The sequence below is a fragment of the Halomonas sp. AOP30-A1-24 genome (assembly GCF_052378165.1).
Lineage (GTDB): Bacteria > Pseudomonadota > Gammaproteobacteria > Pseudomonadales > Halomonadaceae > Vreelandella > Vreelandella citrativorans.
In genome coordinates this window covers 11,657-38,218 of record NZ_JBQSXL010000013.1, presented here as the reverse complement: position 1 = coordinate 38,218, position 26,562 = coordinate 11,657, and the positions used below count along the sequence as shown (strand labels likewise).

Genomic DNA, 26,562 nt, shown 5'->3' with positions numbered 1-26,562 from the left:
GTGTGTCTGGCTGAACGGATACGTTGCCTCTGCTATCGCTCACTTTCGCGCTGATCCAGCGTCTGATGTATCAACGTAATCGCGTAAGCAGCGGTGTCATCCGCCAAATCGTTAACCGTTGCTGCCGACAGGTTATTTTGAACAGGACTCTCTAAAGCGGGTGCCTCAAGATGATTCTCGGCCGGGTGGGCAAGCCGAGCGCGAATACCAGCGATTGCTTGCTGCTCTTGCTCATTTGGCGAAGCCTGGCTAAACCGACGCTCCAGCAGATGCGCGGCGTACGCCAGGGTCGAGGCGTACTTCAAATTCTGATAAGCCCACCGGTGCGTCGCTCCGAACGAGATGAAGCTTTGCATGGGGCTAGCAGCATCAACGAAGCTCGCACGTGCTGTATCAAGCGCGGTGACAGATGCTATCAGGCGTGAATGACGCTTAGCGTCGCCCTCTTCGGCGATAATATCCCCCAGTAGCTTTTCAAACGCTGATAGAAAGCGATCAAATGCCTGACGGGCCTGCTCGCGAGTACTCTGCGGTAAGACGGCAAGCGAGACGATGATTCCCGCGAAGGCCCCCACCAGCGTTTCTTCCAGCCGCAGGACAAGCAACCCCGGCGTAAACTCTCCCAGAATGCCGTAGATGAGCGAAAGAGCGATGGTGATTAGAAACGTCATCATCGCGTAAGAGAGCATCATCAGATAAAACGCTGCAAAGATCGAGATCGCCACCAGCGGTATGGTCCAGTAGAGATTGCCATGCACCAGGGTAGCAAGCCCAATACCCACGCAAATGCCCACAGCAGTACCCAGCGCCCGGTTAAGCCCACGAACGGCGACAGCACCCCGCGACTGAGTATTGGAGAAAATCAGGAAGGCCGTCATCACCGCCCAGAACCACCTTTCTGGAGACAACGCGAGACCCACAATCATGGCAATGCCGGATGCCAGTGTTACCTGAACAGCTTGCCTGAAGAATGGATTGGCGAGAAGGCTTCCGTGCGGCGACGAGGCCGCGGCAGGCACCGAAGGCGGGCGCTTGGGAGATGAAGCCGAAGAGGAAGTATCGATAGAAGCGACATCGGCACGCACTTTTACTTCAACATCCCGCAGCTCAGTGAGCTGCTTTTCAAGCACGGCAAGCTCGGGGCCGGATGTTTTATGATCAACTTTTAGCGCGTCATCGAGCACCCTTTCGATAGCAAGTCTCAGGTCAAACAGGCGCATCGCCAGTAGATCGGCTAATTTGATATCCATTGCTTCCGACATGGCGGGTAGATAGCTTTCGCATAAGAAAGTCGCCTCCTGCGCCCGACGTGCCAGTCGGGTCGTTTCACGCAAGTCGATCGCCATTCCAGCCTGCAGCGAACGTGCGACCCCGGCCTGCAACCGGTCTGCAGAGAGCAGGGAGGCACGTATCGCCCGTTCAAAATCTTGAACGGGCCGTTCCGGCAGCACAAAATTACGGACGAAATGTGCGATAAAGCCTGATAACGCTAATGAAATAGCAATATCCATTAGGTCCGTATCAGGCGCCTTCAAAAAGGCAGCGATGACACCGCACATAAAGGTGAACGCGCCGACGCCCTGCCAGCGAGCGCCAAACTGGCGTATAAACACTGCCCAAAAAATGACCCCAAGCAGCACGGCACTAATGTGAAGAATCGAGTGTTCAACTAGCGAAATCGCCGCAATAACGGCGAAGCCGCAGAGTGCGGCAAAAATGCGGGAAACAGCGCGTTTGCCAGCCGTTGCATCCTTTATGGCCACCGCTCCTTGAAGCGCAGTAAGCATCGCAACGGCATAGGCTGGCGCAGGTATGGGAAACCAGCGATGAAGAAGGAGAAGCGCCAGGCAGACAAGCCCCATCGTGAGCATTGTGCGCACAGCCAAGCGAAGCCGAACCCAGCCAGGGTCAGACGTCAAAATACTCAGTCTGAAACGGCCAAGAGCACAGGTTGCGAAATCGTAAGGTCTAATCACCATTATTGACAGGGCTCGGTAGTAAGCAATCGGGTAGAAGCGGCCAACAAACGTCTCTTATTCACTCCAGCCACTTTTATGAAGCCGAGACGTCTGAGACACATCGTTATGGGACGTAATAGTTTCAGGCGGCCTCTTTCCCTTACATTCCCAACATGCACTTATCATTTATGAATCGATTCTTCATCCTGACAGGTTTAGTGTCAACCCAATAACCGTCGCGCTCTTTTGCTAAAGTATCAAGCTGTCTTTTCCCACAATAACTTTCAACAACAATAGCGTCATCACTTTCTCCTCTGATCGCCCAGAGTGGGTACGAAAAGTCGCTTAACTTAAGCGTAAAAGTTCAATTTACGCGGGCTGCCATTTCTAAATCTTTTAACCACTTTTGAAAGGGAAATTTGTATCATAAAGAAACAGATACGAACGATGTGCGTAAAAACTATGCACATAAAAACTTATGTGCATAAAAAAAGCCCTTATCGATGGATAAGGGCTTTGATCAAAAACGCTTAAAAGAGCGCTTTAGTGACGGAAAGCTTCGGGATAGACCGTCAGATCAACCCCCCATAGCATTGGTAAAAGGAAGTATACAGACGCCGTAATCAGGAGCATGGAGATAATATTCAGGCCGAAACCGTTACGTACCATTTCGGTGATCTTGATTTTGCCAGTTGCGAAGATAATCGCGTTGGGCGGCGTCCCTACCGGCAACATAAAGGCACAGTTGGCCGCCATGGCAGCAGGTACCATCAAAGCAAACGGGTGAATATTTAGCGCCAGCGCCAGCGATGCCAGTACCGGTAAAATCATGGTTGCCGTTGCTGTATTGGAGGTAATTTCCGTAAGAAACAGCACTATACCGGTCGCCAGTAGAATGACCAGAATGAAATTCATTCCCTGGAGCACGCTCATCTGGTTGCCAATCCAGCCCGCCAGACCTGAGGAGCCGAACCCTGCCGCAATGGCCAAACCGCCTCCAAATAGCAGTAAAATACCCCACGGCACGTCCCGCGCGATATCCCAGTTGAGCAGACAGCCGCCTTTGTTTTTAGAGGGAAGCAGGAACAGTAATATCGCAGCACTAATCGCTATCATGGCATCACTGATGCCGGGAATATTAATAATCTGGCCTTGCCACAAGAAAGAGCGAGTAATCCAGAAAAACGCTGCAAAAATGAACACCCCCAGAACGGCTTTCTCTTCAAATGAGATCTTGCCTAGCGCTTCCTTTTCTTTCTGGATGAGTTCCTTTCCGCCAGGAAGGTTACGAAAACTAATCGGATAAATCAGGTAGGTAAGCATCAGCCAACCCAATACCAGCAGCACGAGAACCACCGGGAAAGCAAACATTAACCAATTGGCAAAGGAGATTTCCACACCAAAAAGTTGATTCACGACCGCCGCTAAAATGATGTTCGGCGGTGTACCAATCAACGTGCCTAACCCACCAATAGTGCCGCCGTAACCGACACCGAAAATTAGTGCTTTACTGAACTTGTCAATTTCCTTGCTATCAACCTCGCCCCCGTTTTTACCTAGCTCCTGGCTCACCTGGTAGACGATCGCGGTGCCGATCGGCAGCATCATCATGACCGCGGCGGTATTCGACACCCACATGGAAAGAAACCCAGTGGCCGCCATAAAGCCAAACACGATGCTGTTAATACTGGTGCCCAACACGGAAATAATCGTCAGTGCGATACGCTTGTGCAGGTCCCACTTTTCCATGGCCAGTGCGATCATAAATCCGCCCAGGAAAAGAAAAATAATAGGATTTCCGTAAGCAGCCGTGACCGTACTTCCATCCAATGCGCCCGTAATAGGCAGCAATATAATGGGTAGTAACGACGTTGCCGGGATAGGGATAGCCTCAGTAATCCACCAAACAGCGACCCACAATGTAGTTGCCAAGACCATGCGGCCTTCAAAACTTAAATCAGCAGGATGAAAAAACAGCGCAACCAAAGCAAACAGCAGCGGCCCAAGTACAAGCCCTACTGTTTGGGGCTTATTGTAGGCAGGTGGGCGTGGAGATGGCCCACTGCCCTGAGACTCTCCACCACCGGATGCGGCCGAAGGACGTGAGGTGCTGGGAGCATGCGTTGAGGGTAACGCACACATCAGCAGTTTCTTGGCTTGATCGTGGGAATACCATAGCTGGTCCCACACGGTCATCATGGCAACTCTGCGCATTATAAAAACACCGCTGTCAGGTGAACAAAAAGTAGATTGATAGTGAGCAACTTACCCAGGCTGAGAAGGGCTCAACGATTTCGTGGCGCCCTTTATTAACTGCAATAGGACATTAGTCCAGTAAAACGCCCACAATTACAACCAAAGTCTAACAACGTTAGTCGTATAACCTGAGCCAGCAGGCACCCTGGTTATTGCCAAAAAATGTCTATCGCTGTGTGCTGCCAGTCGCGAATCTGGAAAAACCCTCTGGTTTTCAAGCGTCACCCATCAACACAGGCTTTTCCTTGGTGACATATTGATGGCAAAAAAATTAACGTTTTGTATAGCTTTTATTAAGTCGCTTTTTACCTATCGTGGTCTATGCTGAAACCTGAAGCGGTCTTTCAGAAACGATTCTTTAAAAAACGTTGTGAAATGGCCCAAGGGTACGGGCTTTGGATTAGTGGGGATCAGGGGTGACTAATCGCAACGCGATGGGAGCCAGGATGAAACGTCAACATCTTTTCAATGGAGCAAAACCAGACAGCCGTAACTACCTTAAAAAACATATTATATAACAGCCACATAGAAATCAAAAAGCCAAGAATAAGAAATGATAAAACGTGCTTTACTGGCTTTTTTATCAGGCTGCGTAGTCACATTGATCGCTACGCTACCTTTGTAATAGCGGTAAGGGAAGCAGCGAGCCCCCTCTACTCATCGGAGCGGGATTTTTATTAGGCGAAAGCGTAAGAGCGAGAAGAGGCAAATAACACCTTTAAGGGGTTTGCTTCTGAAGGAAACCTATATTAGTCTTGAAGAGTACAATTTACGTACAAATAAACTCAGCATTCACAAGGAGTAGTGGCATGCAACATATCCATCTAGCAGAGATTTCCCAAGCTGGTCTTCAACTTGCGATTCAAGAAATCAAGGATGAAATGTTCGACACCCCGGAATGTGATTACACCATCGCCAAGCTGCTCTGCCACTGTAGCCAGTTTGAAACAGCGGAGCATCAGCTAGACGAAATGCTTTTAAAATGGGGCTCTTCCCCCGACGTGATTGAGCTAACTGACAAAGGCTATGCCATGCTAGCCAGCATGAAAGCCGGTGCCGCTGCCGAGATGACACCAACTGCGGTTTCTAGCAAGACACCTCGTCAGGCAATAGTCGCTGCCTAATTATTTACTTATCAAGGTACTGCTTTTCAGCCCTACCCTTGCCACTTTTATTCGGCGGCAAGGGTAGTATTCGTATAATCGGTCAGTCTTACCCGCTGCGTATCCCCGTTCATTAAAACATCGTTTCTCTGCACACCTCCCTCCCAGCTTTTTGCACTTACTGGGCTGACATACAAAGCAATACCAGCACTGCCAAGCGTAGTGACTGCTCTACTTAAAACCCTCCCAAAGAAACTTGCTCACGAAAATCCCGCAGGATAGCGCCAAGTGGTAGAATGCTGCCCCTTTCCGGAGGCGTCTACGTATGCCCATCCCTATTCGACTACCAGAGTGACGCGCGATGATTGCAACCACCACTGGCTTATTCCGCCCGCTTTTACAGCTGGGCCTTATCCCGCAGATTTTAATTGGCATCGTGGCAGGTACGCTGCTCGCAATCTTTGCACCCGCAATTGCCGGTGATGTAGCGCTACTGGGGCAGCTGTTCATTTCCGCTCTTCAAGCCGTTGCGCCTATTTTAGTTTTTGTTCTGGTGGCAGCCGCTATTTCCGCCCATAGGCAGGGGCAGCCCACGCATATTCGTTCGGTGCTAGTGCTGTATATTGTCGGTACGCTGATTGCGGCACTGATTGCGGTAGCCGCGAGCTTTTTGTTTCCTACGGAGCTGTCGCTTAACGCAGAACAGGTAAGTGGTAACCCGCCCGGAGATATTTTTCAGATACTGCAAAACCTACTGCTGAATGCGGTCGCTAACCCTGTTACTGCGCTGATGGAAGGTAATTTTATTGCTATTCTTGCCTGGGCCGTCGGTTTGGGTTTAATGCTGCGCCAAGCCAGCGAAACCACGCGCCTTGCTCTTAGCGATCTTTCTGACGCCGTTTCACGAATTGTGGCGCTGGTTATTCGCATTGCGCCACTAGGTATCTTTGGCCTGGTGGCAGGTACGCTGGCCGAGTCAGGTATCGAAGCGCTGCTTAATTATGCCCAGCTACTAACCGTTATTGTGGGCTGCATGCTGTTTGTCGCGCTGGTAAGCAATCCGCTGCTGGTGTACATCGCCACCCGTCAAAACCCTTACCCGCTGGTCTTTGCCTGCCTGCGTGGCAGCGCGATCACCGCCTTCTTCACGCGTAGTTCTGCTGCCAACATCCCGATTAACCTTGAGCTTTGCCGCCGCCTGAAGCTGGACCCCGACACCTACTCTATCTCTATCCCGCTGGGTGCCACCATCAACATGTGTGGTGCAGCCATCACTATCACTGTCATTACCCTGGCCACGACACATACCTTAGGTATTAACGTCGACTTCCCGACCGCCCTACTACTGTGCATCGTATCCGCCCTGGCGGCTTGCGGCGTTTCAGGCGTGGCGGGCGGCTCGCTAATGCTGATCCCGATGGCCGCTAACCTGTTTGGCATTCCTACCGAAGTGGCCATGCAGGCAGTTGCGATTGGCTTTGTGATCAGCGTGGTACAGGATTCCACAGAGACGGCACTTAACTCCTCAACCGATGTACTGTTTACTGCGGCTGCTTGCCGAGCTAAAGAGACAAAGGCCAGCGCCTAAGCTTCAAGCGTTCAGCCTTCTCTTAACAGCCACACTCCCGCTGTTAAGAGAAGGCCAATAAATACCAACGGCTCGTTTTGGATCATGACTTCAAAACGGGCCGTTTTGTATTTGGCTTCTTACGGTTAGCATCCCCCCATCGCTCAGAAGCGACGAAGCGCTCAGGTTGACAAACAAGCGTTCCTTATATAGAACGTTCTCTATAAGGAACAACGAGACACCCTGTATGGATAAGCTTTCACTTAATACGCTAGGCCAGCATTTGCAGTCGCTGCGCCAGCAACAAGGCCTTTCGCTTTCTCAGTTAGCGAACGCCGCCGGTATGGCTAAATCCAATTTATGTCGACTTGAGCAAGGCAACGGCAACCCAACGCTGGACACCATTTGGCGGCTGGCCGTTCAACTCAACACTCCCTTTGGCACCCTGGTAGCGCCAATTACCGTTCCGCTGGGCGAAGACGGCGTGCAGGTACGCCTCATTGACCAAGGCAAAGACGCCCCCCACGTGGACGCCTACTGGATGCGCTGCGCGCCCAACACGCGGCGCCGGGCTGAAGCGCATACACCGGGCACGCAGGAATCACTGACCCTTATTAGCGGCTGGCTGGAAGCTGGACCGGAAGGTAACACCACGCAGCTTACCCCTGGTGAAAGCCTGACCTTCCCTGCCGATAAACCACACATTTATCGCACCCAAGCGGCAGAAGCCACCATGATCCTGACCATCACCTATGGTGAAAAAGGTGATACACCATGAGCCATGCATTAACTCACTCAGCGCTAAAAGGCGCACGAGAAGCCATCCCATTGCTGGGCGGCTATATACCGGTCTCACTCTCATTCGGCCTGGTGGCGACACAAGCGGGCTTCACCACATGGGAGGCCGCCGCTATTTCACTGCTGATCTACGCCGGAGCCTCGCAGTTTCTCTTTGTTGGTATGATCGCGGCGGGTTCGCCGCTTTGGCTGGTTGTCGCGATGACGCTATTGATCAACGTACGCCATGTGGTTTATGGCCCTAATCTAGCCGCATTATTGCCTCAGAGCCGTCACTGGCCCTGGCTGATGCACGGCCTTACTGACCAGGTGTTTGCTTTAGCCTTAACGCGGCTTCCTCACTTGGATAAACCGGAGCGCTTCGGCTGGTTTTTGGGAGCATCGCTCCTCGCCTGGGGCGCCTGGATCATAGGAACTATCGTAGGAGCGACGGCGGGAGAGGCGTTCACCTCTCGCTGGCCTCTGCTGGGTGAGATTATGCCTTTCGCCCTGCCCGCGCTGTTTTTAACCATGGTAGCACCGCGATTTACCGACAAACGCTGGTCGCTCGCACTCAGCGGGGCCATAGTATCCGCCCTCTTGTTTACGCTATATGGCTGGGCCAACGTCGCCATTCCGCTTGCTGCCGCCTGCGGCGCGCTCTGCTTCTATATGGTTAAGCTTGAATCCAGCAAAGGTGCGTTATGAGTACCGGACTTTGGTTAGCGGTTATTGCCTCGGCATTAGGTACGCTACTCATACGCGTCGTCCCTTTTCTGTGGATGCAGCGCCGCTTAGGCAGTGATAGCGGCATCAACAACATGCCTCAGTGGCTGGGTATTTTAGGGCCGCTAATGATTGCAGCGGTGCTGGGCGTTTCTATTGTACCGGTTAACCCAAGTACGATTTCCTGGACCGCAACCGCCATTGGTCTGCTGGTTACCCTACTGGTATGGCTGCGCCTGCGTTCACTGGGTTGGCCGGTGGCGGCAGGCGTCGGCATGTTTGGGCTGGTGCAAGTAGGCGCTTCCGTGCTTTAACCAATGCACGTCAGTTGCTGAATGAATCAGCAACTGACGTTAACCACTCACCAGCAGCAACTACCAGCTGTATTTCAGGCTACCCACCACGCTGCGCGAGGCTCCGTAATAGCAGTAAAAGTCACAGCCACTGACGTACTCTTCATCGGTAAGGTTGTTGACGTTGACCTGGGCAGTCCAGCTGTCGTTAATGCGGTAGCTCGCCATGGCATCATAGAGCGTTGTAGAAGAGACATTTTGCTCAATAGCGCTATTCGCGCTGGGTACCGTTTCCCCCATATAACGCACACCCGCCCCTACCGAAAGCCCAGCCAATGTGTGGCTCATATCGTAATCCAACCACGCTGACGCCATGTGCCTTGGCACCAAGGGAACACGCTCATCCCGCAGTGCATCATTCGCATCATAGCGGGCATCGGTATAGGTATAGGCGGCAATCAGTTTTAGCTCATCTGTTAAATAGCCCACGCCTTCGATCTCTACCCCCTGCGAGCGGCGCTTGCCTACCTGCTCCTGAACAGGCGCACTGGTCGAGATCAGGGTGTTATTCTCTTCGACATCAAAGGCGGCAATGGTGAGATAACCATCTACGTCCAGTGGGGCAATTTTAACCCCAGCCTCAAACTGGCGGCCCTCTAATGGCTCATAACTAGCGCCATCCGGCCCAATACCCGCCACCGGGGTGAACGACTCGCTATAGCTCACGTAGGGGGAAACTCCGTTTTCGCCCAGGTACATCGCACCGGCCGTAACAGAGAGGTGTTCGTCATCGTACCCTTCGCTGGAGCTGCCCGTGGTATCGCTAAAATCGTCGCTGCTATCGACATTATCGTAGCGCGCCCCGGCAAGCAGAACCCATTGGTCTGCTATGCGCAGTTGATTTTGAACATAGAGCCCCACTTGGCGGCGATCGACATTATGCTCGGTGGGGTCACCGGTATCCGGCGCCGTAAACGCCGAGTAATCGGGGTTATAAAGATCCACCGTATCGATATTTGTAAAGAAGCTAGAGCCATCGCCCAGGGTGCGGAAGCTGTCACGGTTGGTGTAGTTTAAATTCAGCTCTTGATAACCCGCGCCAACCAATAACGTATTCTCTGTGTTCTCGGTATAAGTACGCGCGATGAGTCGGTTATCAATATTAAACGCATCGTACTGGCCATCCCGGTCAATAATCCCACGGGAAATACTACGTGGCGGCGTTATATACGAATTGGGGTAAACGTTGCGCAGTTCCAAATCCAAATGGGTATAGCGGGCATTCTGCTGAAACTCCCAGGTATCGTTTATCTGGTGCTCCAGCTCATAGCCAATCGCAACCTGGCGCTGATCTAACCGATCATAATCCGGTTGACCAAAATTGGTCGCCGGATCAATTTTCCCAAACGGAGAATCTTCGAGAGTACCCAGTGCCGGAAAGAACCCAGTGGTAGGCACGCCTTGGTCTTTCTGAACGCTAGCAAGGAAGGTGACGGTGGTATCATCGCTAACATCGACCGCCAGACTAGGCGCAAAGTAATAGCGCTCTTTTTCACTCCCGTTGAGCTCGCCCTCGCCATCGCGATAGAGGCCCACCAGCCGATAGCGCACGTCATCGCGCTGCCCCACCGGGCCAGACACATCCACCCCTACCTGGCGATGATCATGGTTACCGGCTTCAACCTGCAGCGTTCCTTGCGGTTCACGGGTAGGCCGTTTACTAATCCCGTTGATCATACCGCCAGGGGGCGCCTCGCCATAGAGAATTGACGCAGGTCCTTTCAAAAGATCAACACGTTCAAAGCCAAAGGGCTCACTCATCCACCAGAAATAGCCTCCTGTGCGGAAGAGCCTTAAACCATCCTGGTAAGTAGCGCCTTCCGCACTAAACCCACGCAGGAAAAACCAGTCGGCATTGTTGTCATTACCGTAAGGCTGAGACACAACACCGGAGCGGTACTGGAAGGTTTCGTCATATTTATTGACGCCGCGATCCTCAAGCTCCTCCGCACTCACGGTTGAAATAGCGCGAGGCGTCTCTACATCCGGGGTATCCACCTTCAGCGCGGTTGCCGTCACCACAGTGGTCCCCATGTTTACGGCCTCTTCCTGCGCCAGTGCAGCAAAAGGCACAACACACAGCGTACCCCCTAACGACACAGCCAACGCACGGCGAATAGCGGCAGACAACGGTGTAACGGAAAAAGGCGAACGACGCATGTTAAACAGACCTCACTGACAGGCAGAACGGGGGAGAGGAGCACGTGTTTTTATAGTAGGCATGCCGGGAAAGACGAATGATACGGATTATCACTCACAACTACAATAACCGCACGATGTCAAGTTCCCTTAGCCAAAAAGCGCTGAAATGAGGTTAGATTAGCCATCTGGAACATGGCTTTTGATCTAGCAGACGACCTGTGCCGCCATAAGCCAGTGCAAGCACTTAACGTACTGACACTGCTGTAGCGCTCTTTAAATCTCTGGTGACCGAAATCTCTATCGCTTAGCAACAATAAGGAAGCAATGCGAATAGCAAGCCGGCAGACCGCCCGCTTGCTATTTGGCGCCGGTCAGCTAATCAGGCAATGCTCTCGACGATGCCGCCCTCGACGCGTAGCGCCGCTCCGGTCGTCGCGCTGGCTTGGGGCGAGGCGGTGTAGACGCAGAGGTTAGCCACCTCCTCCGGCATCGCGAAGCGCTTGAGCAACGTCGAGGGGCGGTTCTCGTCAAGGAACAGGGTCTCCGCCTCATCGACCGAGACGCCACGCTCTTCAGCGAGCTTTGTAAGCATCGTCATGGCCCCTTCCGTGCGAGTCGGGCCGGGCAGGATGGTATTGACGGTCACACCGCTTCCGGCCAGCACCTTGGCCAGCCCGCGGGAGACGCCTTGCATAGCTGCTTTGCTGACACCGTAGTGCACCATTTCTGTAGGGATATTGAGTGCCGATTCGCTGGAAATGAACTGGATGCGACCCCAGCCACGTTCTTGCATTCCTCTGGCATAGTGCCGCGCCAAGCGCACGCCGCTCATGACATTCACTTGAAAGCTTTCCTCCCAAGCGGCGTCATCAATGTCGAAAAAGGAGCAGCCACCGTAGATGCCCAGATTGTTAATCAGGATATCCGCATCGGGTATGGCGGCCATCAATGCCTGCGCACCCTCGGCAGTGGCAAGATCGGCGGCAACGCCCGACAGGCGCGCCCCGGGCACAGCCCTGCCGATGCTCTCGACGGCCCTGTCCACGGTATTCTGCTTACGCCCCGTAACCACCACCTCGGCGCCGGCCCGCGCCAGCCCCTCGGCAATGGCAAAGCCGATCCCGGCGGTCGACCCGCTGACAATGGCGCGCTTTCCTTTCAAGTCGATCTGCATAAGTTGTCTCCTTGTTTCGTCTTTGTATGAGGCAAGATGTTACTGATCCCACGTAGGGGCAAGATTGCCCGGACTGAGGATGCGGCCGCCCCTGCGCGCGAGGCCATCGACCATGGCCATCTCGTCGGATGACAGGGCAAAATCGAAGATGGCGATATTCTCCGCGATGCGCGTGGGCTTGGTGGTACGGGTTAAAGGCACGTCGCCCTTTTGATGCGCCCACCTCAGCACCACTTGTGCCGCGTTTTTTCCATGCGCCGCGCCGATCCGGGTCAGCACCGGATCACGCGGCACCGCCCCCATCGCCATCACGAAGAACCCGGTCAGCGGCACGCCAAGCTTATGCGCCTGCTGGCGAAGCGTAGACTGATCAAGATAGGGGTGGATCTCGACCTGGTTTGTGGCAATCGGTGCCTCGCTTATCTCGACCGCGCGGGCAAGCTGGGTGGCGTTATAGTTGCTGACGCCGATATGGCGCGTCCAGCCGCGTGCGCGGGCTTCATTCAATAGCTCAATCTGGCGCTCAATCGGCATGCCGTGACCAGGCCAATGTACCAACAGCAAATCGACCGTATCCAGCTTAAGCCTTTCGAGGCTTTCCTGAATCGAAGGCAGAAAACGCGCTTCAGAGAAATGGCTATTCATCACTTTTGTGGTGACGAACACCGCATCGCGATCCATACCAATATCACGCAGGGTACGGCCGAGCGCGGCCTCGTTGCCGTAAAGCTGGGCCGTATCGAAGGCACGAAAACCTGCCTGCCAGGCAGCGGGGATCAACTGGGCGACCTGTTGATCGTCCAACTCATCAAGACCAAAGCCAATCGGGGGAAGTAAGCTATTCATCCAGCCGCTCCTGTGCGTTTATATATCCCTTTCCCGGGTAGATTATCTCGATCATGCGCTCGCTCAAGGTCCAGTTCAGGGCCCAGTGGCACGACAAGCGCCGGGTTGAGGGCAGTATTAGTGTAGTAACCGATCTTGATATGCTCGAGGTTGACCGTCTCGCTCACCCCCGGCCATTGATAGAGTTCGCGCAAATAGTTTGCCAAGTGAGGGTAGTCTTCAATGCGGCGAATGTTGCACTTGAAGGCACCATGATAAGCCGCATCAAAACGTACCAGCGTGACGAAGAGTCGCCAGTCGGCCTCCGTTAGGAAGGCGCCTACTAGATAGCGATGTGAGGCCAAGTGTGCTTCAACGCGATCAAGCGCTTGGAACACCTCGCTAACAGCGGCGTCATAGGCTGCCTGATCCTTGGCGAAACCGGCGCGGTAGACGCCATTGTTGAGCCTCGGGTAGATAAACTCGTTCCAGGCATCAATCCTGGTGCGCAGCGGTTCGGGGTAGAAGTCGAGGTCATTACCCGTGATCTCATCGAAGGCGCTGTTAAGAATACGGATGATATCCGCCGACTCGTTGTTGACGATCTGCCCCTGAGAGCGATCCCATAGCACCGGTACCGACACTTTGCCGGTGTAGTGGGAGTCACTCGCTGTGTAGAGCTGATGGTGGCGCTGGACCTCGCCCAGGTGCGGTCCGGCATCCTGAGGGGTGGCATAACTCCAGCCCTCTTCTCCCAGCACCGCATCGGCGATAGAGAGCGGAATCAGGTCTTCTAACCCCTTGAGCTTGCGCAAGATCAATGTGCGTGAAGCCCATGGGCAACAATAAGCAACGAAGAGTTGATATCGCCCCGGCTCGGCGGGCAGCGCAGTGCTGTCCTTTCCCTCTGCTTCGCTGTGCGGCATGAGCCAACGCCGAAACCGAGTAGGTTCCCGCTCAAAGGCACCGCCTTTGATCTCGCTGCCGGCAATCTCACCCTTCACCCATTGACCGTTGATAAGACCTGGCATAACGCTCTCCCGAAAACTAGATGGCGGCTGGGCCACACTGACGATTACCCAAGCACTTTGACTAAGCCATGTGAATAGTGTGAAGTAGTTTCCATATAGGCGTAAGACACCAAAAGAGGAACCCATGGTTGATGAATTGGAAACTATCGGTGGGGCGCTAGAAGACATTCGCGCGTTCTGCGCGGTAGCGGAGTTTGGAACGGTCTCGGCCGCGGCGAGACAGCCGGGCGAGACCAAGGGAAGTATCAGTCGTCGACTATCACGGCTGGAACATCGGCTGGGTGCGGCCTTGTTGGCACGCACCCCTCGGGCGGTCTCTCCAACCGAGGAAGGCACCGCCTTTTATATCAAGGCGAGAGAAGCCCTGGCGTGGCTGGACGATGCCGCAGAAGGCGCACGTCAATCTCAAGACGTGCCCCAGGGGCATCTGCGTGTGACAGCCCCGGTGGATATCGGAATAGAGCTGATGCCACCCATCGTGGCGAAATTCCGGGCACTTCATCCGCAGATTACCATTGAACTTCTGGTGACAGACACGCCGCTGGACCTTGCCGCCAACCGCATCGACCTGGCCCTGAGAGCGCGAGACGGGAACCTACCCGACATGGTCTATCGCGCCTCATCGGTGGCTCCATTACGCGTGGGGCTTTATGCCGCCCCGGACTATCTCAAGGCGAACGGATGGTCTGGGGATACCCCCGCCGCGCTTGCCGAGCAACATTTTGTCATCTCACGTGAATTCACAGGGGCCGCACAACTGGTGCTGACCGATCACCGTGGCCGCACACAGGAGGTGATGATCCGTCCGAGCATTCGTACCAGTGACTATGCCAGCGTGTTGCGCTTGGCGATAGCGGGTGCCGGAATTGGTCCCGTTCCCGACTTGGTGGCAGCGGCCCATGTTGCCTCCGGCGCTCTGGCACCGGTGCTGGCGGACTGGAGCTTATCGGAAGGCCAGCTCTATGCAATCAGCCTGAGTGGTCAGCACGCACCAGCGCGAGTACGTGTTTTCCGAGAGTTCGTCCGTACGGCGCTAAATGCCGTTTAGGAAAAGTGTCAGGTTTGCGTCGCAGGGCCTGATACCGGGCGCGAGCGTTCACAATGGCACGGTGATGCGTATCCGCTCAGACCCTCCCTCTGTTCGGGAAAGGAGCACCCAGCGAGGCCAATGTAATAATCGTAAAACGGGAAGGACTTGAAGCGGAGCGAGATAGAGAAACGACGGCGAATCCGAATAGTTGATATTCGCAAACGTAACCTACGGACACCAGATAGCGAGAAAGGAGATCGGATGCTATCCAAGAGCTTGAAAAATGGTGGGCCCAGTAGGACTTGAACCTACGACCAAGGGATTATGAGTTGGCTACTATAACAATAAGTTACTGACAAACAAAGGAAAGTAGCCGTAATTTAGAAAAAGGTACAGTTGTTTAGAATCAGTAGTTTAGCGAAGTTAAAGGATAGCATGCGAAGCTAGTGTGTGTACCGTTGGTGTACTGATTTTGAGTTCTCACCTCTCTCGAACAACATGCCTATGGGTAGCACCTACATTGCGAACTATACAGAACTTTGTATACTTACATCATGTCAGAATACAAATCCCTAAATTTCCGAGGCAGCGCCCTCGCCGATCTACGCGCTTTCCCGGCGACTGTCCGGCAGGAAGCAGGTTACCAGCTTGATAAGGTGCAAAGAGGGCTTGATCCGAACGACTGGAAGCCAATGGCCACCGTTGGTCAGGGCATGCGGGAAATTCGCATCAGAGATGCTAGTGGTGCATTTCGAGTGATCTACGTAGCCAAGCTCGCCGAAGCTGTCTATGTTCTGCACTGCTTCCAGAAGAAAACCCAGAAGACGAGTAAGGCGGATCTCGACCTGGCCGAAGCCAGATATCGCGCCTTGCTAAGCGAGGTGAAACAATGAGTAATGAGACTTTTGAAAGCGTGTGGGACGCCATCGAGGATACTGCCGCCGAAGCGGAAAATATGAAGCTTCGCTCCGGCCTGATGATGGCCCTTGAGCAGCACATTAACCGGCAGGGCTGGACTCAGGGCGAAGCTGCTAAGCGGTTGGGCGTCACTCAACCCAGAGTGTCCGACCTGATGTGTGGCAAAATCCACCTATTTGGTCTTGATACGCTGGTGAACATGGTAGTAGCGGCAGGGCTGCATGTCGAAATGCGCGTACTTGAGGTCGCTTAAAAACATTCCTGTTCTGTACGTAGAAATATTTACGCAATTTCTTTACGCAAGACCGTCCCTTAGCAGGCCTATGATGGGCGGTCACTATGTGTAAGAAAACTACCAAATTTGGTACGACCTTTATCGGCCAAAAGCAGACATCCGAGCGATATAAATAAATTTTCCGTTTTCTTTTGTTTCACTCCGCTTGTAGAGACTACCAAAGTGGCTTAGCCTCAAATCGTACACTGAAATCAAGCTGAGATTTCAGCTAGGCAAGACTTAACGTAAGCGAGTTCCTGGGTAAGTTCAGTTGCACGTTTACGCAAAAGGTCTAACCTCTGCTGAGCAGCTAGTTGAACCTCAACTGGGGCTCGTCCAAGTCTTTCAAGTTTTCCAATTCCCACGTCGATTTTTTCATTCACTTCCTGAAGAAGGGCTTGGCATGAGGCTTGCTTTTTGTCTGGAAAAAGCTGGCACTCCAGTAAGCGGATTGCATCATATATTTTAATGACCTCTTGACTGGTTTTAGAGTGAACGAAATTCAAACTGTCCTCATCGAACGCATGATGTTCCTGGTTTTGGCCGCTCCAGTTAACAAGATCATTTTTGATCAAATTGAAGTGTTTGAGATCGTAGGCGATATGAGGCTCAACTAGCGCAAAAGTTTTTTCCAGACTGATCTGTAGATATACATTTTTCTTAAGATTGGATTTTCCAAACTTAGCAGTGATTGAGACCGAATGCTCTAAGCAATATTCCACCACCATGGACTCAAACCAGACTCGGCAGTAGATTAACGCCTGCCTCACATCATACACCGCCAGGGCCTCGTGAACCTTCGCCTGGAACCCACCTGCGTAGTCAACAATCACGATACCCTTGTTTGTATAACTAAGCACACAGCTGGAGTGCTGGTCGGCTTGTGGATGCCTTTCTGCAATGATGCAAAAACGCTCCCAGAAGAGACGATCATGTGTCGTGACCACCATTTGGGTACGCTTTAGGTACGGATCCGAAAAGAACAAGTCGATAATGTTGGAACGGTGATCGCTGTCGATAGCGTTTACCACATCATCGAAAACGATTAATGGAAATTTATTCTTCTCGGCCATAGCCAAGAGTAGCGACAGACCCAGTGCCCGCAAATGACCTTCACTTAGAATAGAGAAAGCATCTAGGGACGTGCCATCAGCGTTCGAAATCTTTATCCGGTAGCCATCACTGGTTTTATCAAAACGGATAGACTCGATGCGTTCGTGCTCATCATCGTGGTCATTGATCGCTTTGTAATAATCGGCAGCCTTTTTCTCAATCCCAGCGATTCTCGACGTTTCTAAGGCAAGCTTATAGCCTAATAAATCGCTGTAAAGATTGCTGTATTCCAGCTGTAATCGTTGGATGAATGAATTAAACCTCACATTGTCAGTATCCTCATTCTGAAGGGCGTTTCTTTGGAGATACAGACTCAATATTCTCTCACCCGCGCGGGTGTACGCTCGTTGCGAAGCTATCTTTTCAGTGAACAGTCCTCTGACGACCTCTTCTCTTTTCTTGAGAGTTGAAGCCTGCTCTTCAAGGTGCTCGATTCGCACATCAGCCTGTTTAACCTCCACATACTTCTGCTGACAGGCGCTAAAATAGGCTTCAATACCGGCGGTGTCGACGGCTAGCAGCTGGGTAAAATGATCAAGCACCTGCGATGCAGCCGTTACTCTATCTGCCGCTGCTTTAAAATTAGAAATGGCTGATTGTAGGTCGCCCAAGTTTAATGAACACGAAACACCTAAACGCGTATTCGTATCAATCTCAGCAAGTCCAGTAGAGATTATTGCGGCAAGTTGGGCTATACGATGATCGTTGCGATGCTTAGAAATTTTGAGTTGTTCCAACATACCCAGTGACTGAAGCTCACACCGAGCCTTTTCGAACGGGTTTTCGGTCACAATATGTAACGGTGTGGAGCACGCAGGACAGACATCACCTGCTCCCGTGCTTTCAATAGCTTCAAGGGCTTCATAAACAGCGCGATAATTGACTGCTGCCACGTTATGGAGAAACGCAGCCTCGATCTTCGATTTCCTGGAGAGTAAGCGAGTTGCGATCCAGCCAGCACGGCGAATTCGCTCCATCAAAATGATGGTGGGGGCCTCTGAAAGTTTTAGCCTTTCGGCTTTCCGGATTTTTAGCTCCGTCAGCTTCGTTAGACGCAAGAATCTGACACGCACAGCGCCTTGCTGATGCGTCTTCAAATCAAGATGAGCACATACTTGATTGTTCAGCTCAATTATATTCTCGGCAAGGCGATCCCGCTCCTTAATCAAGGTCGCTCTCTCACTGGCAACGTCAGCCAGGGCCTCAGTTTGATCTGGGCGAAGATACATATTGAGGTTGAAACTTTCTGGTTTCACAAACCGTGCTATGACGTCTTGGAACTCTTTGAGACCAAACAACGTGGCAATGACGTCACTCTCGTGACTGCCAGTATCCTTGGAGCCAAGCAATGAAAATTCTTGTAAGCGATTGCGATCAATAAAGCAGCTTGCCCAGGCGATGCTGCGAGTGACGGGCGCTCTATCTGTCCCCACTAGGGACAGGGACATCTTACCCGCCCCTCTTGCGATGTATTGCCTAACCTTGGTCTTACGTCGATCCGACTCTTTTATGTGTCCCGTAGCGCCATACTCCAAGGCTTCACACAGCGAAGACTTCCCGCCTCCGTTAGGGGCATAAAAGATATTTTTGGTCTTACTAAACCTGAGGTGACTTCCTTTGTCCTCAGAAGCAAGTTCACCAAATCCCCTGAAGTTTTTTACCTGCAGATGTGCCAAGGGGCTCAATCCAGAGGGGGCGACCCAATCAAGCTCAGGCTTAGCATCGAGAACCCTCTTGAAGCGTAATGCGATACGCTGGTAGTCCTTCTGAAGAAGTTCATCAGCTGCTGTGGTCAAGTAGGTTTTTATATGCTCAGAATAACGACCTTTACTTTGGTTGGCCTTGTAAAGGCACCAAAAGAGCGCTAGGTAGGCGTCCGATTTACCATTAAGATGACTTTTGGCAAAGCTCAAAAGGTATTGGCTCATCCCTTTCTCTCCCTGATGATGGGCTTAGTGCACCCTCGTAATCATATAGTCATCTTAAAAAGACTCGTTGTATCAACGTTACCCCACCACAGCCGTCTACCATCACGATTTTTCGCAGTTCCAACATTGGGAACACTGCAGCATCTGCATAACGCTAACAGCACACGCGGCTGCGGAATGGAGTCGAAGCCGCAATGGAGTAGACGTTGCCGTGACTGTATTGGTTAGGTCTGTAGAAAAGTACACATATCCCCAATATAGCTTTCGTAAGACCTCCACTCGATAAGACCAGTGACATTGCTAGCGAGACTGACCAAACGCGGGTTATCAACATCAAATGCCGAATCAGAAAATTGCTCCTGGCCCCCGTAGCCGTGTTCTGTTGCAAGCCGTTTAAAGACTTCAGCACTTGGCTCTCTCAGCTTGCCGTCATTAAAATGAGTGTGTTGATTCCGAGCGGCGTAAAGGATGAGCCCGAGTGGCACGTTACGAACAACCCGCCCAGTGCAAAACTTGGACAGCTTCGGCTGAACAATGCCCGCAAAGGTCTCAGGGATGGGTTTGTTTTGCCCGTAGATCTCAATTGCTTTTGCCGCGGCCTGCAAGATGGAGCCACATAGGGTGTCTAATGCGAAGGACTCAGCCAGGTACCTTTGATCAGCCCCGCGTGCTGCAAGCAAGCTCTTAGCATTTTTTGCCTTCCACGCAGCATACTCAGCGTCTTGTTTAGGACCATAAGGCTCTGAAGTAACGAAAGTCACCCCTACTGCGGTTCGAAGGATCGAAATATAATCGTCAATATCGTCGAAAAGGCGCCGAACGGCGCTTTCCATCCGGCTTAAGTATTCATCGACCGTTTGCATGTATAAGTCCTAACGCTCGCAGCTCGGGTGAAATTGGAGCGCAGCGGAAATTTTGTTCCAGTGCCTGTTTGTTAGAACTCATTCCGGGACTATTGACTGGAGTTCACTACTGACAGTGACCTCATAATGCCTCATGAGATCACCGACGTTCACTCCAACCACTTTCCTCACGGCCCCCAAGGAAAAATTAAGCTCTTGGATGTCTGGATTATCAGGCATTGAATTCATGTAACGGCGGCAAGCGCGAACGATAGATTCGGCAATGATGGACAGCGGGGAATCTGGAGAAATTTCAGCCCGGATTCCTGTTACGAGTAGCCGCAGCTCCTTAAGAGACTCCAAGACCCTTTTGGGATCCTCCTGATCATACGGTTCAAAAAGGCTGCCTTTATCTTCCAACAGACAAATCAATCGTTTCGCTAACTTCCCGTCCGGACGGTGAGGAAGAAATTGAAACACCACTCTTTTCCCGCCCTCGAGACATTCCTTCATTAGTGACTCGTGATCACGTTTCCACTTTCGGAGATGTTCTGCGGGATAACCATGCCCACCATTCTTATCGACCAAATCCGCGCAGGCGCCACAAAGCCAAATTGCATTGGCTATTCCACTTCTTTGTTGGACTGTCTGTGACATGTCATAGCGAGGGCCGCCCGGACTGGCGGCGCAGATATGAGCAGCCTCCCCAGTTTTAATCGAAAGATTCGACGCGGCTTGGTCAGGCCCGATGGTAATCCTGCGACAGTAAGGATTGCTGCAAATGTACGCAGCGCGCTCAGCAACCTTTCGCACCACAGCCGCTTTGAAGCCGCCCCGTATAGCCATTTTTATGAGCTTTCCTCAAATGAGTTCTAACGCTGTTCAGCACGCGCGGTTACGGAATGGAGGCGCAGCCGCAATGTAGTGGCCGTCGCCGTGACTAGCATTGTTAGGCGCGTGGAAGCTGGTCGAAGACAATCCTGTATTGGTTGTCACAGATCCTGGCTCTGTACACATCACACTCGATTTCGTTCTTTTCAATTGCCTGAAAAACAGAGTTCATTAAGTCTGTATCTGCGCGATAGCCCAAGAATACAGATTGGATAGCTTCCTTGGGCAAATGCGTGAGAACAATGCTCTGTCCATACTGGTCTTTTCCCATCGAACGGGCCTCTATATTTTTCAGAAACCTGAATACACGTTCCTCCTCTTCAAAGGCCCATTCCAACGCCTTTTCACAAAGAAACTTCTCGTCAAAACGTCCGTCACTAGGGGAAACAGTGGAACGGGCTGTTGTATAGACAACAGGTAACGGTTTGGTAATCCGCCCCCTTGCATCTTGCTGACGAAAGAATGGATGACTTTCATCCAGTCCAATCACAAACCCCCGACCTTCTGCAGCATAATGTGACCACATCAAAATGCTTTTTTCAGTTCGTGATAGAGACAAAACCCCAAAGTCGTCACCCAGCATAGCAACTACTTCGCGTCCAGTATTACTGGCCTTAAATTTATCTTCTATATTGGTTATTGTATCTGCACGAGTCTTTTCAAGAAGAACCCTATTCTCTGCGGTCTTTTCGACTTCGTCGGTTTTTTCCCAAAGCTCCTCGAGATCGTTAATCACCTCCGAGATCAACATTTCTTTCGCGGATCGAGCCTCGACCAACGGCAGACTTTCAAACGGATCATTGAGCGACAAGAGGGGTGAGAAGCGAATGCTGAGAGAGCGCATCACATCTACTCGCTCCGGACCAAAATATTTATAGAGCATCAGCTATCCCATTCATATGCCTAACAGCGTATTAGACGGCGCGTTTTATGATTGAATGAACGTGTCGGCATTTTGTTCCGGCAAATGCAGCCTGCCATATTCTCTCAAGCCTATATCCAAAATTCGTGCGCCTACTGCATTTTCAAGAATGTCCGCTCAGGGTCGAAAGCCGTCTGAGCGTTCCTACTAGTTTTTTTCAAACTACCATCTAATGTATTAGACCTCCCTCAATCTATCCAGCTTCTCCACCAAATCCTCCGCCCTCAGGTGCGTATAGCGCCTTAGCATCTGCATCGACTTGTGGCCACTGATCGCGGCGACTTCCTGGTCGGATAGCCCCGTCTCTACCAAGCGGCTGACGGCCTCATGGCGTAAGTCGTGAAAGCGAAGTCATCAAGCTGGCCTGCTTCTTCGCTTGGTTCCAGAGCTTGGTATAGGCGTAGGGGCCGCGCTTGCCATTTCTGCCGGGCTCACCGAAGAATACCAAGTTGCAGTCGAGCGGGCGCACGGGGTTGTGCAACGCCTGCTTGAACACCTCAGTTGCTGCCTTGGTCAGTGGTACCAGGCGCTTCATTACTCTTGGTGTCGGTGAGGCGCACCACGAGGCGTTTCACGTCGACCTGCGAACGGGTGAGGGTCAGGATATCCGACGAGCGTATGCCCGTCTCCAGAGCGATTCTGGCGATCCAGGCCATTGCCACAGACGACGAATTAAAAGAATTGCAACGCACCCTGATTGCTCAACCCAACAAAGGTGACTTGATTCAGGGCACGGGAGGGCTTCGCAAAATACGCATGGCGTTGGGCAACCAAGGTAAGAGCGGCGGTGCCAGGGTTACCTACTTTTGGCAACGGCAGAGAGAATCTACTTTATACTGGCCTACCCCAAGAGCATGAAAGACAGCTTAACGCCCGCTGAAAAGGCCACACTGAAAACACTGACCCACCAACTGAAGGGGGAGGTTTCTAAATGAGCATTTTTGACGAACTGCAAACATCGCTGCAGGAAGCCGTTGAGATCAAACAAGGCAAAGCGCAGGCCAGCCGCATCACACGCCATGAAGTGGCTGATGTACGAGCTATTCGCGCCAAGCTTCACGTCTCTCAGGCGGAGTTTGCCGAGGCCATGGGAACCAGTGTGGACACCATCAAAAGCTGGGAAACCAAGCGCCGTAACCCTACGGGGCTAGCCGCCAAGGTACTGGCGACGATTCAAGATAATCCCGCTTTTTTCAACGAGCTTGCTTTGCACTAAAGCAATATCAACTTGCATGAGTATTTGTGCAAAACGGAAGCATCTGCATTATCAAATAATTGGCACGAAAGGCACACAGCCGCTCAGCAAAAGGCCCACGGCCACAGTAAAAAACAGTTTCATCGTTTCCCGCCTCTTGAAAAAAAATTATAGTTCAACTCGCACCCATCCTTTGCAAGCATCTCATCCAGATTTTACGATGTAGTTATATACTCAGGTTTCAGTTTTGACAACCTCGGTGCCCCTGCCATTTTGTTAGTTTAGCTAATCAATTGTGCAGTTTCTGGCTCATAAACCACCCCCATAATCGACCCATCTCGAATCCGTTCTACCGCTTCATCAATTACATGCAATGGTACCAAAAACCACTCTCGTGGCTTAACCGGGTGCCCAAAGCGGTCTTGAATCGTCAGCTCAAGCTGTGCGGGGGCGAAGATGCGATGAAAAAGCGCTTCCAGTTTGCGGCGGTTGATACCGGCCAGCTTGTAGGTGGCGACCACCTCAACATCCGCCAATAAGTAGGTGGCATCGTGTGAGGCGTTGGCGATGCGCGCTTCGACCTTGCCACCTGTCACGCCGATTTTGTGGATCAGCTCCCGATGCTCAGCCACAAACGGATGCTCTGACAGGCTGCGCAGCACGTAAATGGTGCCGCTTTCTATATCGTCCTCTTCCCAGGTTTCGCTGAAGCGCCTTTCATTGGGCTCATGTTCAGCAAACAGAGGCCCTGCATCTGGTTCGGTAATACGGCGGCTGGCTTCATCTTTGTAGAGCGCTCTTACTAACGATAGGCGCAGCAGATTGCTTTCCGTGCCGTTGGAGAAAATCACTCGCAGGCGGGCATCTTTCTTGCCTTGGGGTGAATCAAACTCCTCCCCCTCTTCAGCTACATAGGCCGTTTGCCCATCCACGATGAACCACTGCCCTACCTCGATGGTAGCGTTCTTACCGAATCGTCGTGTGGTTCTTAGCCCACTTTTCAGCTCGCTTTCTATTTGCTCAAACAGCGGCTGGTAGATTGTAAAGTCTTCGCATTTCTCTCTGTTGGCCACCTCTTCAGCAGCACGCTTCTCGGCACTTGAGCGCACATGCTTTAGCTCGGTAAGCTCAGACGCTCCAGCAATCCCAGAAAGCTCTGTCAGCAAAGCGTCATCGTCCATCGCCTCTGTCGCGTCTACATCGCTGATACTGTTGCCATCTAGTAAGCCTTGGTGATCAAGGGGCTCCACCAGGGTTCGGCACTCCTCAAGCGAACGAATGCGATCAAGACGCACGGCATAGAGCCGTTCAAAAATATCGTTGCCTTCACCATGTTGCGGGGCACGGCCATGCTGATCGACAAAGCGCTGAATCTCTTCAAACCCGGCGATGATGCGCTCTTCACGTGCCGAAAGGCCTTTCTTTTTCTCGGGTTGAGCTAACTCATCTAGCTCGGCGCGCAAGTCGTCCAGATCAGTCATAACGCCCCTCATCTTTAAAGCGTACGAATGCGGAAGCACCTTCGGCCATGCGCTTTTCCCAGGCATCTTGGGAGCTGATAGAAGGCAAACGCCCTCGCTCTTTCTTGAATTTGACCGCTCTCATAGCAAGCTCTTTGGCTTCATCAGGTGCTAGGTTGGTACGTTTACCAGAGATGACGGCGGCTACTTGCTTCAAGCTATCTTCGCTCATGCTCTTAGCCAGAATCGCGTAGGCCTCGCTAAAAGGGTTGATACGATCAATCAAATCAATATCGAGCTCCCGCACATCCATTGCATATTTTCTTACCCCTGCTATCAACGCTGTGTTCGGTTTTGGCTCATTGCTACCGATATCCACGACCTCGCTACCTGCCAGCAGTAGTTTGGCCTGCTGTGTGAGGTTGAGCGCTGCGATGGCGTGTTGGCGAACGGCTTCTTGGTCTTGCTCGTCCAGATTGGGGTAGCGCTCTCTGATAATCTTGCCCATGCGTACCTGGGTGAGCTCTTCAGGCACCAGTTCCTCATCAAACAAGCCACGTTCGATGGTGGTTTTGTCCTGCACAAAACCGGTAATCACTTCATTCAGGTCTTCTTGGCAAATCCGGGCGGCTTCTTCGCTTTTCGGTTCTGCCAGCCCTTCGATTTCGATGTGATACTTACCGGTTTCTTCGTTAACGCCCACATTGCATTTGCTATGGTCGTAGCCCTCGTCACCGTAGTCGAACCCCTCTTGCGGGCCGCTGGTAGGTTTTTTTGGCTTGAACTCAAAGCGTGGTGCCAGCACTTGTTCCATCAGCAGACTGGCAGCGATGGCTTTCAAGGTATCGTTAATGGCTTCGGTCACGGCCTGTTCAGCGGCATCCGGCTCGGCGATCAAATTCGTGAAGCGTGCCCGTGTTTTACCTGGTGCATCACGCGTAGCACGACCGATGATCTGCACAATCTCCGTTAAGCTGGAACGGTAGCCCACTGTCAACGCATGTTCACACCAAATCCAGTCAAACCCTTCTTTGGCCATGCCTAGGGCGATGATGATGTCCACATGGTCACGATTGTGCTTCTGCGCGGGGTCTTTCAGTGCGCTCGAAACTCGCTCACGCTTGGCTGCATCATCGTCCACCAAGTCAGCAATTTTTAGCAGCCGACCTTCCGGCGTCTTCACCTGTTGAAAACCGGTGGTCGGGTCAGCCCCCTGCCACTCGCCCAACGCTTCGATGATGTGCTCAACCTCGCGCACCTTATCCTTGGAGCTCTCGCGAGAGTTAACGTTGGGAATATGGAGGATGGTCTTCTCAACCGGGTCGAGCACCTTGAGGATGTCATCAGCGTACGAGCCAGAATAAAAGTAGTAGCCGATATCGAGCTGCTTCAGGTATTCATATCCGTTGAGTTGCTCGTAATAGGTGTAGGTCACCGTATCAAAGCGCGACTCATCCTGCGGGTCCAGCACCGCCTCGGTGTCTCCCCGGAAGTAGGAACCGGTCATCGCGACGATATGCACCTTATCGCGGTTGATAAAGCCGCCCAGATGAGCACCCAGCTTATTGTCGGGATTTGCAGAAACATGGTGGAACTCATCCACAGCGATCAAGCGATTATCAAAAGCTGCCAACCCAAACTGATCAATCGCAAAGCGGAACGTGGCATGGGTACAAACCAGCACCTTGTCGCTACTTTCAAGAAAAGCGCCCAGAGATTTGACCTTCCCGCCATTATCCGTACCCGGCGCATTACAAAGATTCCATTTGGGTTCTACATGCCAGTCAGCCCAGAAACCATAGTCACTCAGCGGCTCGTCATTAAAGCTGGAGCCAATAGATTTTTCCGGCACCACAATAATGGCCTGTTCAAGCCCTTGGTTATGCAGCTTATCCAGCGCAATAAACATGAGCGCGCGGCTTTTACCCGATGCGGGTGGTGATTTAATCAGCAGGTACTGCTCGCCTCGCCGCTCATAGGCGCGCTCTTGCATGGGCCGCATGCCAAGTTCATTGGACGTGGTAGAACTGCCATTGCTGGCATACGAGACGGAAACTGAAGGTACTCTCTTCGTCAT

Annotated in this window: 23 protein-coding genes; 9 read left to right on the top strand and 14 right to left on the bottom strand. The window is 52.2% G+C overall.

All coding sequences use genetic code 11. From position 1 onward, the window contains the following. Nucleotides 1–32: 32 nt before the first annotated feature. Together ACT3TJ_RS09170 and ACT3TJ_RS09165 are read right to left on the bottom strand one after the other, a co-directional pair. Nucleotides 33–1,919: an FUSC family protein gene (locus tag ACT3TJ_RS09170; protein WP_442353028.1), complete on the bottom strand. Its 1,887-nt coding sequence runs from the start codon at nucleotides 1,917–1,919 to the stop codon at nucleotides 33–35. Nucleotides 1,920–2,501: 582 nt separating this feature from the next. Continuing rightward, complete coding sequence (locus tag ACT3TJ_RS09165; RefSeq protein ID WP_172118991.1) at nucleotides 2,502–4,154, bottom strand: SLC13 family permease; 1,653 nt, start codon at nucleotides 4,152–4,154, stop codon at nucleotides 2,502–2,504. Nucleotides 4,155–5,023: 869 nt separating this feature from the next. Here ACT3TJ_RS09165 and ACT3TJ_RS09160 point away from each other — a divergent pair. The 5 genes from ACT3TJ_RS09160 to ACT3TJ_RS09140 all read left to right on the top strand — a co-directional run bounded on the left by ACT3TJ_RS09160 (nucleotide 5,024) and on the right by ACT3TJ_RS09140 (nucleotide 8,701). Then, complete coding sequence (locus ACT3TJ_RS09160) at nucleotides 5,024–5,338, top strand: hypothetical protein (RefSeq protein ID WP_442353027.1); 315 nt, start codon at nucleotides 5,024–5,026, stop codon at nucleotides 5,336–5,338. A gap of 340 nt (nucleotides 5,339–5,678) precedes the next feature. After that, nucleotides 5,679–6,905: a serine/threonine transporter SstT gene (gene sstT / locus ACT3TJ_RS09155; RefSeq protein ID WP_442353026.1), complete on the top strand. Its 1,227-nt coding sequence runs from the start codon at nucleotides 5,679–5,681 to the stop codon at nucleotides 6,903–6,905. Nucleotides 6,906–7,131: 226 nt separating this feature from the next. Beyond that, the gene (locus ACT3TJ_RS09150; protein ID WP_442353025.1) at nucleotides 7,132–7,662 is read left to right on the top strand and encodes a helix-turn-helix domain-containing protein; all 531 of its coding nucleotides are present in this window, start codon (nucleotides 7,132–7,134) and stop codon (nucleotides 7,660–7,662) included. Next, nucleotides 7,659–8,369, top strand: a complete 711-nt coding sequence (locus tag ACT3TJ_RS09145; protein WP_193054490.1) for an AzlC family ABC transporter permease — start codon at nucleotides 7,659–7,661, stop codon at nucleotides 8,367–8,369. The genes ACT3TJ_RS09150 and ACT3TJ_RS09145 overlap by 4 nt, the downstream gene beginning before the upstream one ends. Next, entirely contained in the window at nucleotides 8,366–8,701 is a 336-nt protein-coding gene (locus tag ACT3TJ_RS09140; RefSeq protein ID WP_442353024.1) for an AzlD domain-containing protein, read from the top strand. The genes ACT3TJ_RS09145 and ACT3TJ_RS09140 overlap by 4 nt, the downstream gene beginning before the upstream one ends. A 60-nt stretch (nucleotides 8,702–8,761) precedes the next feature. Here ACT3TJ_RS09140 and ACT3TJ_RS09135 read toward each other — a convergent pair whose 3' ends face one another. The 4 genes from ACT3TJ_RS09135 to ACT3TJ_RS09120 all read right to left on the bottom strand — a co-directional run bounded on the left by ACT3TJ_RS09135 (nucleotide 8,762) and on the right by ACT3TJ_RS09120 (nucleotide 13,912). Continuing rightward, nucleotides 8,762–10,900, bottom strand: coding sequence for a TonB-dependent siderophore receptor (locus ACT3TJ_RS09135; RefSeq protein WP_442353023.1), 2,139 nt, complete (start codon nucleotides 10,898–10,900; stop codon nucleotides 8,762–8,764). A gap of 361 nt (nucleotides 10,901–11,261) precedes the next feature. After that, complete coding sequence (locus tag ACT3TJ_RS09130; RefSeq protein ID WP_442353022.1) at nucleotides 11,262–12,056, bottom strand: SDR family NAD(P)-dependent oxidoreductase; 795 nt, start codon at nucleotides 12,054–12,056, stop codon at nucleotides 11,262–11,264. A 39-nt stretch (nucleotides 12,057–12,095) separates the two neighbouring features. Further along, the gene (locus tag ACT3TJ_RS09125) at nucleotides 12,096–12,902 is read right to left on the bottom strand and encodes an aldo/keto reductase (protein ID WP_442353021.1); all 807 of its coding nucleotides are present in this window, start codon (nucleotides 12,900–12,902) and stop codon (nucleotides 12,096–12,098) included. Further along, nucleotides 12,899–13,912, bottom strand: coding sequence for a glutathione S-transferase family protein (locus ACT3TJ_RS09120; RefSeq protein ID WP_442353019.1), 1,014 nt, complete (start codon nucleotides 13,910–13,912; stop codon nucleotides 12,899–12,901). The genes ACT3TJ_RS09125 and ACT3TJ_RS09120 overlap by 4 nt, the downstream gene beginning before the upstream one ends. Nucleotides 13,913–14,036: 124 nt before the next feature. Between ACT3TJ_RS09120 and ACT3TJ_RS09115 the strand changes: the two genes are divergently transcribed. From ACT3TJ_RS09115 to ACT3TJ_RS09105, 3 genes are all read left to right on the top strand, one after another. After that, nucleotides 14,037–14,960, top strand: a complete 924-nt coding sequence (locus ACT3TJ_RS09115; protein ID WP_442353018.1) for a LysR family transcriptional regulator — start codon at nucleotides 14,037–14,039, stop codon at nucleotides 14,958–14,960. A gap of 536 nt (nucleotides 14,961–15,496) precedes the next feature. Next, nucleotides 15,497–15,835, top strand: coding sequence for a type II toxin-antitoxin system RelE/ParE family toxin (locus tag ACT3TJ_RS09110; RefSeq protein ID WP_442353017.1), 339 nt, complete (start codon nucleotides 15,497–15,499; stop codon nucleotides 15,833–15,835). Then, the gene (locus tag ACT3TJ_RS09105) at nucleotides 15,832–16,113 is read left to right on the top strand and encodes a helix-turn-helix domain-containing protein (RefSeq protein WP_064234381.1); all 282 of its coding nucleotides are present in this window, start codon (nucleotides 15,832–15,834) and stop codon (nucleotides 16,111–16,113) included. The genes ACT3TJ_RS09110 and ACT3TJ_RS09105 overlap by 4 nt, the downstream gene beginning before the upstream one ends. A gap of 233 nt (nucleotides 16,114–16,346) precedes the next feature. On the opposite strand, the gene ACT3TJ_RS09100 is transcribed toward ACT3TJ_RS09105, so the two are convergent. From ACT3TJ_RS09100 to ACT3TJ_RS09075, 6 genes are all read right to left on the bottom strand, one after another. Then, on the bottom strand, nucleotides 16,347–19,175 hold the full coding sequence (locus ACT3TJ_RS09100) for an AAA family ATPase (protein WP_444622473.1): 2,829 nt from the start codon (nucleotides 19,173–19,175) through the stop codon (nucleotides 16,347–16,349). A 224-nt stretch (nucleotides 19,176–19,399) separates the two neighbouring features. Beyond that, a complete protein-coding gene (locus ACT3TJ_RS09095) occupies nucleotides 19,400–20,038 on the bottom strand; it encodes a hypothetical protein (protein ID WP_442353276.1) in 639 nt (212 codons plus the stop codon). 78 nt (nucleotides 20,039–20,116) lie between these two features. Beyond that, nucleotides 20,117–20,530, bottom strand: coding sequence for a hypothetical protein (locus ACT3TJ_RS09090; protein WP_442353277.1), 414 nt, complete (start codon nucleotides 20,528–20,530; stop codon nucleotides 20,117–20,119). Nucleotides 20,531–20,966: 436 nt separating this feature from the next. Continuing rightward, complete coding sequence (locus tag ACT3TJ_RS09085; protein WP_444665659.1) at nucleotides 20,967–21,791, bottom strand: DUF2971 domain-containing protein; 825 nt, start codon at nucleotides 21,789–21,791, stop codon at nucleotides 20,967–20,969. Nucleotides 21,792–22,007: 216 nt separating this feature from the next. Next, complete coding sequence (locus ACT3TJ_RS09080) at nucleotides 22,008–22,142, bottom strand: hypothetical protein (protein ID WP_226938609.1); 135 nt, start codon at nucleotides 22,140–22,142, stop codon at nucleotides 22,008–22,010. Between the two features lie 13 nt (nucleotides 22,143–22,155). Next, on the bottom strand, nucleotides 22,156–22,365 hold the full coding sequence (locus tag ACT3TJ_RS09075) for a hypothetical protein (protein ID WP_442353279.1): 210 nt from the start codon (nucleotides 22,363–22,365) through the stop codon (nucleotides 22,156–22,158). Nucleotides 22,366–22,761: 396 nt separating this feature from the next. On the opposite strand from ACT3TJ_RS09075, the gene nadS reads away from it, so the two are divergent. Beyond that, nucleotides 22,762–23,046, top strand: a complete 285-nt coding sequence (gene nadS, locus ACT3TJ_RS09070) for a NadS family protein (protein ID WP_442353280.1) — start codon at nucleotides 22,762–22,764, stop codon at nucleotides 23,044–23,046. A gap of 260 nt (nucleotides 23,047–23,306) precedes the next feature. Here the strand turns inward: nadS and ACT3TJ_RS09065 are convergent, their stop codons facing one another. Both ACT3TJ_RS09065 and ACT3TJ_RS09060 read right to left on the bottom strand, forming a co-directional pair. After that, a complete protein-coding gene (locus ACT3TJ_RS09065; RefSeq protein ID WP_442353281.1) occupies nucleotides 23,307–24,506 on the bottom strand; it encodes a GIY-YIG nuclease family protein in 1,200 nt (399 codons plus the stop codon). Then, nucleotides 24,499–26,562, bottom strand: a complete 2,064-nt coding sequence (locus tag ACT3TJ_RS09060; protein ID WP_442353282.1) for a DEAD/DEAH box helicase — start codon at nucleotides 26,560–26,562, stop codon at nucleotides 24,499–24,501. Before ACT3TJ_RS09060 ends, ACT3TJ_RS09065 begins: the two co-directional genes overlap by 8 nt.

Bases quoted from the DNA above. Each gene is read 5' to 3' on its own strand.
- nadS (WP_442353280.1), top strand. From the start codon at position 22,762: ATGAGCATTTTTGACGAACTGCAAACATCGCTGCAGGAAGCCGTTGAG.
- ACT3TJ_RS09075 (WP_442353279.1), bottom strand. From the start codon at position 22,365: ATGAAGCGCCTGGTACCACTGACCAAGGCAGCAACTGAGGTGTTCAAG.
- ACT3TJ_RS09125 (WP_442353021.1), bottom strand. From the start codon at position 12,902: ATGAATAGCTTACTTCCCCCGATTGGCTTTGGTCTTGATGAGTTGGAC.
- ACT3TJ_RS09145 (WP_193054490.1), top strand. From the start codon at position 7,659: ATGAGCCATGCATTAACTCACTCAGCGCTAAAAGGCGCACGAGAAGCC.
- ACT3TJ_RS09135 (WP_442353023.1), bottom strand. From the start codon at position 10,900: ATGCGTCGTTCGCCTTTTTCCGTTACACCGTTGTCTGCCGCTATTCGC.
- ACT3TJ_RS09100 (WP_444622473.1), bottom strand. From the start codon at position 19,175: ATGAGCCAATACCTTTTGAGCTTTGCCAAAAGTCATCTTAATGGTAAA.
- ACT3TJ_RS09150 (WP_442353025.1), top strand. From the start codon at position 7,132: ATGGATAAGCTTTCACTTAATACGCTAGGCCAGCATTTGCAGTCGCTG.
- ACT3TJ_RS09065 (WP_442353281.1), bottom strand. From the start codon at position 24,506: ATGACTGATCTGGACGACTTGCGCGCCGAGCTAGATGAGTTAGCTCAA.
- ACT3TJ_RS09115 (WP_442353018.1), top strand. From the start codon at position 14,037: ATGGTTGATGAATTGGAAACTATCGGTGGGGCGCTAGAAGACATTCGC.
- ACT3TJ_RS09060 (WP_442353282.1), bottom strand. From the start codon at position 26,562: ATGACGAAGAGAGTACCTTCAGTTTCCGTCTCGTATGCCAGCAATGGC.
- ACT3TJ_RS09120 (WP_442353019.1), bottom strand. From the start codon at position 13,912: ATGCCAGGTCTTATCAACGGTCAATGGGTGAAGGGTGAGATTGCCGGC.
- ACT3TJ_RS09085 (WP_444665659.1), bottom strand. From the start codon at position 21,791: ATGCTCTATAAATATTTTGGTCCGGAGCGAGTAGATGTGATGCGCTCT.
- ACT3TJ_RS09130 (WP_442353022.1), bottom strand. From the start codon at position 12,056: ATGCAGATCGACTTGAAAGGAAAGCGCGCCATTGTCAGCGGGTCGACC.
- ACT3TJ_RS09165 (WP_172118991.1), bottom strand. From the start codon at position 4,154: ATGACCGTGTGGGACCAGCTATGGTATTCCCACGATCAAGCCAAGAAA.
- ACT3TJ_RS09110 (WP_442353017.1), top strand. From the start codon at position 15,497: ATGTCAGAATACAAATCCCTAAATTTCCGAGGCAGCGCCCTCGCCGAT.
- sstT (WP_442353026.1), top strand. From the start codon at position 5,679: ATGATTGCAACCACCACTGGCTTATTCCGCCCGCTTTTACAGCTGGGC.
- ACT3TJ_RS09140 (WP_442353024.1), top strand. From the start codon at position 8,366: ATGAGTACCGGACTTTGGTTAGCGGTTATTGCCTCGGCATTAGGTACG.
- ACT3TJ_RS09090 (WP_442353277.1), bottom strand. From the start codon at position 20,530: ATGAAGGAATGTCTCGAGGGCGGGAAAAGAGTGGTGTTTCAATTTCTT.
- ACT3TJ_RS09095 (WP_442353276.1), bottom strand. From the start codon at position 20,038: ATGCAAACGGTCGATGAATACTTAAGCCGGATGGAAAGCGCCGTTCGG.
- ACT3TJ_RS09105 (WP_064234381.1), top strand. From the start codon at position 15,832: ATGAGTAATGAGACTTTTGAAAGCGTGTGGGACGCCATCGAGGATACT.
- ACT3TJ_RS09160 (WP_442353027.1), top strand. From the start codon at position 5,024: ATGCAACATATCCATCTAGCAGAGATTTCCCAAGCTGGTCTTCAACTT.